This window comes from Archangium sp., assembly GCF_036388035.1.
In the GTDB taxonomy this organism is placed as follows: Bacteria; Myxococcota; Myxococcia; order Myxococcales; family Myxococcaceae; genus Archangium.
This window is the reverse complement of the sequence record NZ_DASVSO010000577.1, coordinates 18,020-30,901: the sequence shown is the minus strand read 5'-3', so window position 1 is coordinate 30,901 and position 12,882 is coordinate 18,020. Positions and strand designations below refer to the sequence as shown.

Genomic DNA, 12,882 nt, shown 5'->3' with positions numbered 1-12,882 from the left:
TTGATGGCCGCGCGAAGAGGGGTCGCACCCCAGCCGGGGGATGGCGACGGTCGCCTTGAAGGAGATGCGCGGCGGCCCGCCCGAGCAGCCCGGGGCGCCGGTGCTGATTTTGTAGTTCCTGATGACGCCGTCGTCCCCGTTGGTCCAAAGGCAATCCGGGTTCTCGGGGTCCAGCGTGGGCGCGTAGACAACATCCACCGGGAGGGGGAACGCCGCCGAGCACCGCGCGTCGGTGAGCATGTCCCAGCAGATCACCGTGCCGCCGTTGGTGGTCCACGCCGCCTTGGTGCCGAGGCTGGTGGCCTTGCCGATGAACTCCTGCACGGGGTCCGCCTCCAGCGCGGTGATGAAGTTCGGCGGCAGGGTGTGGGCGGAGCCGTCCAGCGCGAAGCACCGCCCGTTCGCGCAGACGTTGTGCACCACGCCGTCCGCGCCGCGCACGCCCCACACCGGGCTGTTTTCCACTGTTTGGGGCCAGGAGCCCGGGCACCGGGTCCAGGTGGTGCTGTCGTAGCAGTCCAGGCTCGCGCCGCTGCCGGGGAGCACGTAGAGCCTGGTGCCCACCGCCTCCAGGCCCGCGCCATACGCCGTGCCGTTCTGCGGCAGCCTCACCCCCGGACACTCCGCGCGCGTCGCCATGTCCAGGCAGGTGATGCGGGTGGTGTTGTCGCTCGCGTAGCCAATCGCATACATCTTGCGGCCGATGACCACCGGATCCACATGGTTGTCGTAGTCCTCGCCGCCGCTGGTCGTGGTGATGCTGGACTGGACCACCGGTATGGCGCAGCGGGTGGAGCCGGTCAGGTCCACGCAGTCCCACGCCAGCGAGCCGCTGGCGACAGTGGGCTGCCACAGCGTGTTCGACTCCGCGTCGATCTTGCCGGTGGAGCGGTTGGCGGTCTTGGTCAGGTCGATGGGGAAGCCAGGGCAGGCAGTGCCGTCCACCAGCTTGCGGCACATCACCGTGGCCGGGCCACTGTGGTGGTGGATGTTGAAGACCTTCGTGTAGGCCGGGTCGAAGAAGACGTCCCAGCCGTCGCCGACGCTGCCACTGGAGAAGGACGACGCCACCACCACCGGCGGCGCGCTGATGGTGGAGAGGAGCACCTGGCGCTCGCCATCCAGCCCGTCCACCGTGGTGGAGCCGGTGCTCACGATGCGCGACACGGATGCCCAGCCGCTGGGGGTGGTGGGAGCGGAGGTCAGCTTCGTGCCGCCCGCGTAGTAGTCGATGGACCAGCCCTGCGGATGGATGGGCGGAGCGCTGGGGCTGTGCAGCATCCAGTCCCAGGTCGCCTCCAGCGTCTGGGTGATGGTGCCCACCCCCGCCGTTGGCGGCAGGGTGGCCGTGTACGAGTGGGTACCACCGTCCAACTGGCTGGTGGCGACGAGGTCCGTCTGCACCAACTCGTCGGCGGACGCCCGGACGTCGCCGGACCGCGCCGACGGGAGCGGCAGCTTGTTCTCACAAGCGAGGAAGGTGAGGGTGAGGGCACATGCCGCCGTGAGCAGCAACCCGTGGGTGAACGCGTGCTTCATGGTACCGCCTCGAGTTGTGGACCCCGGCTGAGCGTCACCGCCACCAGCAGCGCACCCCGCTGCCTCCCCGCGATGTCACGTCCCGCCATGTCTCGGCCCCCTCTGTCTGGAGGTGAACAATGCCCGGAGGGGGAGTTGAAGTCCATGCACCCCGTCGTGGCTGGAAAGGGCGTGAGCAGGCCGCCTGTCTGGCTCCCCTCGCCTGTCCTTCACACGAAGGCGCGTCCGTCGCATGCCGTGGCTCCCTCTCCTTTGGGTGGGGGAGCCACTTGAGCGATGCAGGGCAGACCCGCATTCCCAGAAACCTTTTAAAAACGAAGAATCCATGAGATGTACTCACAGCGGAGTCTCCAAGCTGAAGGAACACTCATGAAACCGAGATCTCGTCTGCAAGTCTCTCTGTGGTGCCTCGGTGGCCTCCTGATGGGCTCGACGGCCCTGGGCCAGCAGGATCCCCGTGCGGTGGTCGTCAGACCCTCCCCCGTCGCGAAGGCGGGGGACACCCGGTCGCCCCGCGCTCTGGCCCCGCACGCCCCCGCGACGGCGAAGCGCTACTGGGCGGACTACGCCGGGAAGGCGATCCGGCGCAGCAACCTCGACGGGTCGAACGTCGAGACCCTGGCCTCCGACGTCAATGGGCCCTACGGGACCAGCTACGACCCGGAGACGGGGTATGTCCTCTGGACGAGCTCCGGTGACGAGAAGGTGCAGATGGCTCCCGCCAACGGGTACAGCGCCGGGAGCACCACCCTCAACAGCTCGTTCGAGGATTACTTCGCGATCGTCGTCCGTGGCTCCAACTCCGATACGTCCTACGGGGTGGTGAATGGGCAGATCATCCGGCTCACCCGGTCCCACACCTCCGAATACGAGCAGCGCGACGTGCTGTACACGCTCGCCTCTCCCGACGAGGTGCACGGTCTGGCGCTGTCACCGGACAACAGCGCCCTGTACCTGGGCGACATCCAGGGCCGGATGACCCAGAAGCTGTCCCTCTCCAGCCTCCAGAAGACGTCGCTCGTCTACGACAACAGTGAGCCGCAGCCGGCTTCCTCCACGGCGGTCCACGAGGAGCCTGCCCGCACGAGGGAGCCCTCCCTGGTGGAGCCCTACCCGGTGTCGCTCTCCTGGACGCCGGAGTCCCTCTCCCCGCGGCCGGAGCAGACCGTCACGCCTCGCCCCTCGTCCACGGAGGAGACCCGATGAACTCCCGACACACGCTCTTCCTGTTCACGCTCGTCGCCGTCGTGTGCGGCGGCACCTCGGCCAACGCGCAGCCGGTCCAGGGCTTTGTCGACCTGCACTCGCACTTGACGGCCGAGCACAGCTTCGGCGGCAGCTGGTTCTCGGGCACCGTCGAGGGCCCCATGGATGTGGCGGTCCAACGCTGCGATGGCAACTTCCCGGGCGGGAGTCACGCGGCGACACGCATCCCGATCGCCTCGGAGCTCGTGAGTGGCCATGGGCTCTTCGGGGGGGATACGGGTTGGCACCTGGGCCGGCGGCGCGGTTACGACCGGCGGCAATGCCGCTATGTCTTTGGCATCCCCGTGCCCGGCACCTGCCCGCGACCGCACTTCGAGGATTGGCCCATGTGGGACGCCATTGCCCACCAGCAGATGTGGTACGGCTGGTTGCAGCAGGCCTACCAGGGGGGGCTGCGGGTCATGGTCGTGTCCGTCGCGGAGTCCAACTTCCTCTGCAACAACACGCCCATCGGGAATCGCCGTTACGACTGCGATGAGATGAACTCGGTCCGGCGACAGGTCAACGCGGCGCAGGGCTTCGTCTCACGCAACAGCGGTTGGGTGGGCATCGCCACCACGCCGGCGCAGGCGCGAGCGCTCATCCAGCAGGGCAAGCTCGCGCTCGTCCTGGCGGTCGAGGTCACGCAGCTCTTCCCCTCCGGGGATTTCATCGCGCAGCTCGACGAGCTGAGGGGGATGGGGGTGCGCTCGGTGCAGGTGGTGCACCATTCCGACAACCGGTTCGGCGGCGCGGCGCCGATCCCGAAGCTGATGAGTGGCGCCAACAAGGTCGAGTTCATCATGGGAGAGTCCACCCGTATCAACGACATCGTCTGTCGGGACGGCTGGGGCTCCACGGGCAAGTGCAATGGCGACAACTTCCTCAACGAGCGAGGCCTCTCCGCCGAGGGGCAGACCCTGGTGCGCGCGATGATGGAGCGCGGGATGCTGGTGGACGTCGCCCACCTCTCGCGCAAGTCGTTCGCCAATGTCTATCAACTCGCGCAGCAGCGAGGAAACTACCCGCTGCTCTACTCGCACGCGCACATGTGGAACACGATCAGCGGCTCCGAGGACCGGCACGAGAAGTTCATCAGGCAGGACGAGATCCAGATGATCACCAACACGGGTGGCATGGTGGGCCTGCGTACAGGACCGGAGGATGCGATCCAGTATGGCTCCGTCGGCAATAGCTGCCAGGGGTCCACCACGGCCTTCGCCCAGTCGCTCATGTACGCCATCGATAATGGCTTGAAGGTTGGATTTGGCGCGGATCTGAACGGCTTCACGGATCAGCTGCGCCCTCGCTACAATTCCAAGGATTGCTACTCGGATTACGTGCGGATCAACAACGCCGGGGGGCCCACGGAATTGCAGAAGAAGGGCCTCGCCCACGTGGGCCTGCTGCCGCAGCTGATCTCCGATTTGCAGGCCGTGGGAACGCCCGCCCCCTACGTCGACCACCTGAACCAGTCCGCGGAGAACTTCCTGCGGCTCTGGGAGCGCAGCGTCAGCCTGGGCTCGAGCCAGAGCGGCACCTGGACCGCGTGGCTGAACCGTGACGCCGCGGGCGGCTCGGGTGACTGGGAGACGCTGAACGAGTTCGTCATCGCGGGTCAGGCCTGCTCCAATCCCATCGGGATCGAGTGCCAGACCACTTCCGGTGTGAACTGGACCCAGAGTGGCGAGGTCTATACCTGCGACGCCGCCGGGGGAGGCGTCTGCCGCGTGGCGGATCAGCCCGACGGCGTCTGCTTCGACTACCGGGTGCGCTTCCTCTGCCCGTCGGGCCCCGTCCATGGCACGTTCAGCTACAGCGCCACCAACACGAACAGCGCGCAGCAGAACACCGCCAACAAGAACGTGCTGCTCAGCGCCGGGCAAAGCATCCAACTCGGCACCTGCTCGGTGAGCGGCTCCTCGGGCTCGGGGGATACCTACCTGAGGCTGTATGGCCCGGCGGGCACGCAGGTGGCGTACAGCGATGACAGCTGTGGTCTGCTCTCGTCGCTGAGCTACACCGCCAGCCAGGCCGGCACCTACCAGCTTCGCGCCGGCTGCTACTCCAGCGGTAGTTGCAGTGGCACGGTGGCCTACACCATCCAGTAGGGGGGGAAAGGTCACGCGATGGAGGCGAGGGGCTGGAAGGCCCCCGCCTCCGCCTGGGAGTGCCTCGGCGATGCGACAACCGGGAAGGTGTCAAAAAGCCCGCGCCCGCCACCTCGCGGGCCAGCCCCCAACGCCTCGAAGGCCCGCATCGCGTTCGGCCAGAGCGATAGCCCGGCGCCCAGGGGCCGATACGCCTTGGCACGCCTACGGCGACTCGGGGCTCACGTTACGGACACGGCTGCAAGCCGAGCCGGCCACCCCCCACGCGTGCGAGCGTGTCGTAGTACGCGAAGGGGCTGCGGTTCGTGTAGCAGGCGTAGTGCCGGTAGTTGTAGGGCTCCATGTGGACGTGGGGCCCGGTCGAGCAGCTCCCATCGAAGTTCCAGGAGGCGGTGGCGAAGGAGAAGGCCTTCCCGATCACCGCGCCGTTGTTCACGTTGATGTTGTCCACGTGGGCGTATTTGACCCAGCCGATGGGCGTCCACGTGCCCTGGTGGTAGGCCTGCACCTCGACCTGCACGACGTACCCACCAGAGGCCGGGTTGCCGTTGGCGCACGCCGGTACCCGTGCGTTGGCTCCACCCGAGAGGATCACCCCACGGATGTCCGTGGCCGGGCTGATGGGCCGCACGTCGAACCAGACCTTCTGCCCACCCGTCGACATGCCCTGGATCGCCACGTCGAAGGACGTGTCCCCGCCAAAGACGACGTGGTGGTAGGGCGCCGCGGAGGTGACGAGCCCCGTGTAGTCGAACGGGCTGACGACGTTCGCCTCCAGGTGGTACGGGTTCGTGCCATCCGCGAGCGCGCGCTCCGCTCCCAGCAGCGTGGCCACCGAAACAAGAAACGCTGCGTTGACTCTCCAAGCCGTGTTCATGGGCTCTCTCCTGAGCAAGGGGGCGGAATCGCTTCCGCTCAGTGAGCCAGAGGTGGGACGGGGAATTCAAGATTTTAATGTTTTGACCTGTTTTCCCGCCTGCCGCGTGTCACGGGCTTGTGGTACGCGTAGGGGCCTCACCTGGAGGCCCCCCATGCAACTACGCACCCTCGCCCTCGCCAGCCTTGCCGCGCTCGCGGCCTGTATCAACGCCACTCCGGAGACCGAGGAGGAGACCGGCGTCAGCACCGCCGCGGTGACGGCCACCCGCCTCTACGCCTCGGTGGGCGACAACGAGCTCAGCTTCGAGACGCTCGGCACCTTCGAGGAGCGTGATGGCGTCCGCGCCCTCATCATCCGCGCCACCGCGAACCGCTACCTCGCGGACGTCCTGAGCTTCGTCCCCGACGACGCCTTCGGGGATGCGCACATCATCAGCGAGCGCCGGTTCGAGATCGTCCTCCACGAGGGCCACGAGCTCAACACCGTGCTCTCCGGCCTGCCGCTCTTCGTCCGCGTCAACACCTTCACGGGCACGCCGCGCTCGTACACCGCGCGCATCGTGATTGCCCCGCGGTTCTTCGACTTCCGAGGCGACAGCGGCATCTGGATCGACGAGGTGGTGAACCCCGTCTACGTCGTCCAGGGCAACACAAACCTCCTCTATCGCGGCCGCGCCTCGGTGTCCGGGTACGTGGACTGGCTCTCCGTCACGGCGCCCGACGGCATCCCGCAGGTCTACGGCCGGCCCAGCTACCGCCTCGACTGGTCGTACCCGACGCTGCACCAGGCCATCGACCCGCACACCGTCCCGCTCACCTTCAGCGCGGGCGCCGATGACGGCGTGGCCATGCAGAAGACGGCGCGCCTCGTCGCGCGCGTGACGGAGTTCGCGGTCACCGATGGCGACGCCTACGACGTCTGGCCCAGCCCGGGCTGCGACCCCGCCGTCTACAACTGCTACCACTCACAACCCGCGGGCACGACGGACTTCGGCCAGTGCGGCACCTACCGCCAGGTCCAGCGCTGCACGTACGAGTGATGCCTACGCCGGCGGCGCGACGTCCGGGCCTGGTTCTCCGGGCGCCTCCGAACTGACAGGATTTGACGCATGCCCGCGTTCGAATACCTCGGTGCCGCCGTGACCCTGGCGGCGGCCATCATCGGAATCCTTGGCAAGACGACCGATGATGCGAAGCAGGGCCTGGCCCACCTCACGCCCCGGGGCTGGGCCATGCTCGTCTTCGCCGTCCTGGGGGGCTCGTGTCGGCGGTCGCCATCGCCCGTGGCAACGACGAGAAGCGTCAGGCGGAGCAGCAGCGCGAGAGGCTCCGCCTCATCGCCCTGGAGGAGACCGAGTGGGCCCTCGGCCCGTCGTCCGGGAGGGCAGCACCGAGCTCCAGATTGAGCCAGGCGGGCGAGACCACGCGCTGCCAAGCGCCTGTGTTGATCACCTTGACCTGGCGGAGCTGCTGCGTCTGGACGGAGAACAGGAAGACTCCTTCCGCGACGGCGCCCAGGGACGTCGTCGGGCAGACCAGGACTGGCCTACGCTTGGCCTTCTTCGCCTCCGCCAGCTCCTGGCTGTAGCGCTTGTCGCACAGCACCTGGAGCTACTCGTCCGTCAGCGTCTGGATGAGCTTCCCCAGCCCCTCCGACTTGAAGAACTTCCGCACTCCCGTGACGGCACCGCCGGCATTTTCCTTGGCGATGGCGTACTTCACCCCCGTCATCTCCTCGGTAATGTTGTCGATGATGGGGTATTTCAGCTCGTACTGGTTGTAGACCTGCTGGACGAACTGCTCGCCCCAGGAGCTGCGCAGGTAGCGCACCGCGACCTGGGGTGACCCTCGCGCTAGGGCCAAACTCGCACCCCGTCTTGCCGGAGGCTCCAAGCGGCGGGTTCGAATCCCGCCTCCGCCTCTCGGAGCATTTGACAAACCCCTCCTGTCGCCATATCCCGCGCCCCGTCTTCGGTTCCTCCACCGGTGGTGGGGGACTCGAGGGAACCCGGTGCGAATCCGGGACTGCCCCGCAGCGGTGAACAGGAACGAACGCCGTCAGGAAGCACTGGCCCTCCGGGGGCTGGGAAGCGACGGCCAGTAGGAAGGGGTCTCTCCGCGAGACCCTGGCGCCTGTGAGTCCGAAAACCTGCCGAGGACCCGTGCCCTGTGCACGGACACACCGAGGCCTCCGAGGGGAGGCAGCGGATGCGTCGCCGTGTGCGTCCGCTGTCAGGCCGTGCCCACGCCGCATCCCGCTCCCGCTCCCTCTCGAAGGCAATGCGCCCGAGGGGGCGAGGAGCAGGACGAGATGAAGACGGAGACGATGGGGTCGCGGTGGTTCGGCCGTTTCGGAGTGGCCCTGGGCGCCCTGGCGCTGGGGCTGTTGGTCACCGGCTGCGAGACGGAGTGCGTGGACCGGATGGACTGCCAGAACAGCAAGGGCGACCCTGGCGCGGGCAAGCGGTACGCCTGCGAGGACTCGCGCTGCGTGGTGCGCGACAACACCCCCGACGCGGGCACCGAGCCGGTGGATTCCGGCACCCCGGATTCCGGCACCCCCGATGCGGGCACCACCGACGCGGGCACGGATGCGGGCACCGACGCGGGCGCGTGCGCGAGCGCGCCGCATGATCCGAAGCTCGGCACGCTGCAGCTCCAGACGGCCCTCGCCGCCGCCACCGAGACGGCCCCGCTTCCCGAGGGCATCGGCGCGGTGACGGCCGTCCAGAGTGGCGCCGAGTTCAAGCTCTACGGCCTGCGCGGCACGGACATCTACGCGCTCGGCACCTGGCCGAACATCGCCCTGGGCGGCGCGCCCCTCCAGAGCATCTACGCCGAGGCGGATCGCGACGCCACCATCACCAAGTATCCGAACGGCTTCCTGACCAACGATGGCACCCGGCTGCTCGCCGGCTACACGAAGGCGGGCGACTTCACGAATACCCCGGGCTCGGTGCTGGTGTACGACACGGCCACTCCGGCCGACTCCACCTATCTCGCGGCCAACGGCAACTTCTCGGCCGCCGGCCTCAACGGGGGCTTCCTCATCAACGCCCAGGGGCTCGCGGGGTCGAACGAGAGCGGCAATGCCATCTACGCCTTGAAGACGGGGAGCAGGCCGTTCCAGGGCTCGAAGCTGGCCACCTTCCCGGTCTCCACCGTCTCCAGTGGCTTCACAGCGGTGACGACCAACGGGGTCGCCGTGCTCGGGTACAGCGACACCTCGAAGAACTACGCCAACTTCCTGCGCGCCGTGGCTCCCGCGACGTACACGCCCGAGTTCACGGCCGGGACGACGTTCGCCCTCACCGACACCCATGCGCCGCAAATCTATGCGGAGAACGACTTCCCGAACCTCGTCCTCAAGGATGTCGCGGCCTTTGGCGAAGGCGTGGTGCTGCAGCGCGGGACCTATACGAGCACCCAGGACATCTCGCGCATCGCGCTGACGGTGGGCGGCATCACCCCCGGGTCCGTCACCCCGGGCGACCTCGAGACCGTGCTCACCAGCGGCAACGCCTGCACCAACGTGGTGCTCATGGCGCCCCTGGGCGATGACCTGCTCATCGGCGTGACGGACAAGAACGGCCGCCGGCTCGTCCGCCTCAAGCTGCAATGACCATGAACACGCACGGCACCTGGGCGCGCTGGAGCGCCTGCCTCGTCCTGCCGCTGCTGGCCGTGGGCTGCGGGGGTCCCTCCGAGGCGGAGAGCCCCCCGCCCGCCCAGCCTCCGGTGTGCTCGGTCGAGTACAACCCCTTCGCCACCCGGGTGGTGTCCTTCAAGCCCGGCGAGGACGCCGGCTTCGGCCGGGACGGCTACCCGGACATCGTGCTCGGGCCTCCCCACGGGACTGGCGCCGGCATGGGCTCGCTGGACGTGCTCTCCCTCGGCAAGCAGGGGGAGATCGTGCTGGAGCTCACCCTCGGCGCGGTGGATGGGCCCGGCGTGGACCTGCTCGTCTTCGAGAACGCCTTCGCGAACTTCGCGGAGACGGGCGTGGTCGCGGTCAGCGAGGACGGCCAGACGTGGCACGAGTTCCCCTGCGCCGCCGCGAACCGGGCCGGGGGCTACCCCGGCTGCGCGGGCGTGAAGCCCGTGAACTCCTCGCCGGAGAACGGCCTCAGCGCCACGGATCCGTCCGTGGCGGGCGGCGATGGCTTCGACCTGGCCACGCTCGGTGTGGCCCGGGCCCGCTTCGTCCGCATCCGGGACAGCGGGGCCAACACCTACGGCTTCACCTCCGGTGGGTTCGACCTGGACGCCATCTCGGTGGTGAACGGCTCGCCCGTCTGCGAGTGGCGGTGAGCCGCATGCCCCGACCTCCCTCGGACCCGTCCGTTGCGGACTCGCTCTGGGTCCATCGCCCGCGCTGACGGCGCGGAGGCGGCCCGTGGGTGTCCCGACACCCGGCCGTTTTTGACTCCGCGTGTCAATCGCCACCCGATTCGGGCCCCTTCTCTCCGCCCACGCGCGAACGAGGGGCCGGTCGTGTAGTCTGCGCGCCGCGATGTGGCAGATCATCATCAACGGTCCGGGCTATTTTGATACCGCCTACGAGCTGCCGGAGGGCGTCACGCACCTCGGCCGCGCGGATGAGAACGACATCGTTCTCGGAGGCGACCTCGTCTCGCGACGACACGCCCGCCTCGTGGTGGCGGGGGACACCCTGCGCATCGAGGATCTCGGCAGCCGCAACGGCAGCCGCGTCAACGGCACGCCCCTCACCGGCGGCACGGAGCTGCAACCCGGCGACACCGTCTCCCTGGGAGAGAACACCCTCTCGGTGCGCCAGCCCAACCAGGTGGAGAACGCCACCACCGAGATGGTGGACCTGGGCGCCGGTGGCGTGCGCCGCTTCGGTCACGGCGACGACGTGGCGCCCTCCGTCATCCTCGCCAAGAACGTGAAGAGCGTGGATCTGCTGCGGGCGCTCGACAACTTCTCCTTCAACCCCTTCGACGGCCCCACCGCCGCGGCCCCCATCACGCCGACGCCGCCCACCGCTCCCCGCGGCGCGTACGAGACGCTCGTCCTCCTCTTCCACATCGCGGAGTCGCTCGCCACCTCCGCGAGCCAGACGGCCTTCCTCGAGGCCACCATGGACCGGGTGCTCGAGCGCATCGACGCCACCACCGCCGTGGTGCTGCTGCGTCACCCCACCGGGGTGATGGTGCCCGCCGCCGTGCGCCACCGGGGCAAGCTCGCCAAGGGCGAGGTGCCCGTCTCCGATGCCATCGTCGAGGAGGCCCTGAGCCACGGCCGTGCGCTCGTGGTGGGCGACGTGCGCGATGACCGGCGCTTCGCCGGGCGCGAGAGCGTCATCCTCTACGGCGTGGACCGGGTGCTCTGCATCCCCATCGGGCTCGAGGCTCCCTTCGCCGGTGTCCTCTACGTCAACACCTCGGCGAAGAACGACACCGAGCTGGAGATCATGCTCGACGCCTGTACCGCCGTGGCGCACCTGGTGGCCACCGGCGTGCAGAAGTTCTCCGCCGCCTCGCCCGTGCAGTCGCTGCGCCACCACCTGGAGCGCTTCCACGCCCCGGACATGGCGGAGCGGCGCGCGACCGAGCTCCAGCGCACGGGCGGCAAGCAGGCCAAGCTGGAGGAGCGCAACGTGACGCTCGTGCACGCGGAGCTCGTCGGCTTCGGCGCGCTGTGCCCCCGCATTGGCGCCGAGCGCGCCACCGCGCTGCTCAACGACTTCCACTCGCACCTGGGCGGGCTCATCTTCAGCTACGAGGGCACGGTGGAGGCCTTCGTCGGCGAGTCGCTGCGGGCCCTCTTCGGCGCGCCCTACGCCAAGCCCGACGACGCGGTGCGCGCGGTGCGGGCGGCGCTCGCCCTGCGCCAGGACTGGGAGCGCTACATGGCCCGCCGTCCCATGGACGAGCGGTGCGAGCTGCGCATCGGCATCAATACCACCCGCGCCCTGGTGGGCCTGGTGGGCCCCGAGTCCCGCCCCTCGTACACCGCGGTGGGCGAGGGGGTGCACGTGGCCTCGTGGCTGGCGGGCACCGCCATGCCCGGTCAGGTGCTCATCACCGGCAAGACGCTGGCCGTCATCGGTGCCCGCTTCGACACCATGCCCCTGGGCGAGCGCCTCATCCGCCCGCCTCGCGACAAGGTCGCCGCCTTCGAGGTGGTGGACGAGGACATCCCCCAGCTCACCAACCCCGGCGTGCGCTGAAGGGCGGGGCGCTCACTTCCAGGAAAATTCACACACCACGTTCAGCGCTCCCGTGGCGTGCGCGCTGACGTGGATGTCCTGGGCCCGCCCCGCCTCGAGGAGCCGCTGCACCATTCCCTCATGGAACGGAGGGGGCACGAAGCTGTACTCCGTGAGGAGACGCCCTCGGGTCTGCCCCGTCCACTCCAACCGGGCCGTTCCATAGCTCATCGCCACGTTGAAGGCGGCGGGCACGTTGTTGATCAACATCCTGGGGTTGCTCCCGGCCAGCAGCACCATCGCCTTGCCGGCCACGGACTCCAGGAAGTCGATGGAGGCCTGCCGCCCTATCTGCCGCAGCGCGGCCTCCGCGCCACCATGCCGCTCGGCGAGCGTGGGCAGCGCGGTGAGGAGGATGAGGAACAGCGGCTGGACGGAATAGCTGAAGAAGTCCACGAAGCTTTCCTCGCTACAGGCCTCCAGGCAGCGCTTCACCAGCGCCTCGTCCCCCAGGGTCCGGATGTTCCCCAGCATGCCCTTGTAGAAGAAGCCGCGCATGGTGTGCTCGGGCTTCACGAAGGCCCGGCGCCGCTCCAGGTCCTGGAGCCAGAATTCCAGGGGCTGCTCGCTCCGCTCCATGTCTTCTCCCGCCAGTGCCGTCCGACCCTGCTCGAGCCGAATGTCATCGATTGAAGCCGTTGCGCGCACCCAATAGCTATCAACAAGCCCTATACGCAGTTGAGGCAAACACTCTACAGCCGTGGCATTGCCTCGCGCGGCACTTCTGCTCCTCTCGTGGCAAACCTCAGCGCGTGTGAGTCAAGCGGCAAGCAAGCGTCTCGGGGAGTTTTGTATTCCTGATGACGCTTTGAAGCGGGTATTGGTATGTTCATCAACGATTCAAGAGCGTGTCCGGAGGAGTGAGACGTCCTC

At 68.3% G+C, this 12,882-nt stretch carries 11 protein-coding genes and 1 riboswitch; of the genes, 6 read left to right on the top strand and 5 right to left on the bottom strand.

The window, feature by feature from the left end; genetic code table 11:
• Nucleotides 1–1,539, bottom strand: a 1,539-nt coding sequence (locus VF697_RS23460) for a hypothetical protein (protein WP_331098588.1), incomplete at its 3' end; no start/stop codon positions are given.
• Nucleotides 1,540–1,962: 423 nt separating this feature from the next.
• Here VF697_RS23460 and VF697_RS23455 point away from each other — a divergent pair.
• Nucleotides 1,963–2,745, top strand: a complete 783-nt coding sequence (locus VF697_RS23455; RefSeq protein WP_331098586.1) for a hypothetical protein — start codon at nt 1,963–1,965, stop codon at nt 2,743–2,745.
• Nucleotides 2,742–4,895 (top strand): membrane dipeptidase, encoded by a 2,154-nt coding sequence (locus tag VF697_RS23450; protein WP_331098584.1) that lies wholly within the window; start codon nt 2,742–2,744, stop codon nt 4,893–4,895. Before VF697_RS23455 ends, VF697_RS23450 begins: the two co-directional genes overlap by 4 nt.
• A gap of 226 nt (nt 4,896–5,121) precedes the next feature.
• Here the strand turns inward: VF697_RS23450 and VF697_RS23445 are convergent, their stop codons facing one another.
• Nucleotides 5,122–5,772 (bottom strand): hypothetical protein, encoded by a 651-nt coding sequence (locus VF697_RS23445; RefSeq protein ID WP_331098582.1) that lies wholly within the window; start codon nt 5,770–5,772, stop codon nt 5,122–5,124.
• 154 nt (nt 5,773–5,926) lie between these two features.
• Here VF697_RS23445 and VF697_RS23440 point away from each other — a divergent pair, with 154 nt between their 5' ends.
• Nucleotides 5,927–6,814: a hypothetical protein gene (locus VF697_RS23440; RefSeq protein WP_331098580.1), complete on the top strand. Its 888-nt coding sequence runs from the start codon at nt 5,927–5,929 to the stop codon at nt 6,812–6,814.
• 262 nt (nt 6,815–7,076) lie between these two features.
• Here VF697_RS23440 and VF697_RS23435 read toward each other — a convergent pair whose 3' ends face one another.
• The gene (locus VF697_RS23435) at nt 7,077–7,379 is read right to left on the bottom strand and encodes a hypothetical protein (RefSeq protein WP_331098578.1); all 303 of its coding nucleotides are present in this window, start codon (nt 7,377–7,379) and stop codon (nt 7,077–7,079) included.
• Nucleotides 7,380–7,385: 6 nt separating this feature from the next.
• A complete protein-coding gene (locus VF697_RS23430) occupies nt 7,386–7,637 on the bottom strand; it encodes a hypothetical protein (RefSeq protein ID WP_331098576.1) in 252 nt (83 codons plus the stop codon).
• 92 nt (nt 7,638–7,729) lie between these two features.
• A riboswitch (cobalamin riboswitch) is annotated at nt 7,730–7,945 on the top strand.
• Between the two features lie 140 nt (nt 7,946–8,085).
• On the opposite strand from VF697_RS23430, the gene VF697_RS23425 reads away from it, so the two are divergent.
• From VF697_RS23425 to VF697_RS23415, 3 genes are all read left to right on the top strand, one after another.
• Entirely contained in the window at nt 8,086–9,396 is a 1,311-nt protein-coding gene (locus tag VF697_RS23425; RefSeq protein WP_331098574.1) for a hypothetical protein, read from the top strand.
• Complete coding sequence (locus tag VF697_RS23420; RefSeq protein WP_331098573.1) at nt 9,393–10,085, top strand: cell surface protein; 693 nt, start codon at nt 9,393–9,395, stop codon at nt 10,083–10,085. Before VF697_RS23425 ends, VF697_RS23420 begins: the two co-directional genes overlap by 4 nt.
• A gap of 202 nt (nt 10,086–10,287) precedes the next feature.
• The gene (locus VF697_RS23415; RefSeq protein ID WP_331098571.1) at nt 10,288–11,970 is read left to right on the top strand and encodes an FHA domain-containing protein; all 1,683 of its coding nucleotides are present in this window, start codon (nt 10,288–10,290) and stop codon (nt 11,968–11,970) included.
• A 12-nt stretch (nt 11,971–11,982) separates the two neighbouring features.
• Here VF697_RS23415 and VF697_RS23410 read toward each other — a convergent pair whose 3' ends face one another.
• Complete coding sequence (locus VF697_RS23410) at nt 11,983–12,588, bottom strand: TIGR02265 family protein (protein ID WP_331098569.1); 606 nt, start codon at nt 12,586–12,588, stop codon at nt 11,983–11,985.
• Nucleotides 12,589–12,882 lie beyond the last annotated feature (294 nt).

Excerpts from the sequence above, each read along its gene's own strand:
- VF697_RS23455 (WP_331098586.1), top strand. The coding sequence starts at position 1,963 with ATGGGCTCGACGGCCCTGGGCCAGCAGGATCCCCGTGCGGTGGTCGTC.
- VF697_RS23450 (WP_331098584.1), top strand. The coding sequence starts at position 2,742 with ATGAACTCCCGACACACGCTCTTCCTGTTCACGCTCGTCGCCGTCGTG.
- VF697_RS23445 (WP_331098582.1), bottom strand. The coding sequence starts at position 5,772 with ATGAACACGGCTTGGAGAGTCAACGCAGCGTTTCTTGTTTCGGTGGCC.
- VF697_RS23440 (WP_331098580.1), top strand. The coding sequence starts at position 5,927 with ATGCAACTACGCACCCTCGCCCTCGCCAGCCTTGCCGCGCTCGCGGCC.
- VF697_RS23425 (WP_331098574.1), top strand. The coding sequence starts at position 8,086 with ATGAAGACGGAGACGATGGGGTCGCGGTGGTTCGGCCGTTTCGGAGTG.
- VF697_RS23420 (WP_331098573.1), top strand. The coding sequence starts at position 9,393 with ATGACCATGAACACGCACGGCACCTGGGCGCGCTGGAGCGCCTGCCTC.
- VF697_RS23415 (WP_331098571.1), top strand. The coding sequence starts at position 10,288 with ATGTGGCAGATCATCATCAACGGTCCGGGCTATTTTGATACCGCCTAC.
- VF697_RS23410 (WP_331098569.1), bottom strand. The coding sequence starts at position 12,588 with ATGGAGCGGAGCGAGCAGCCCCTGGAATTCTGGCTCCAGGACCTGGAG.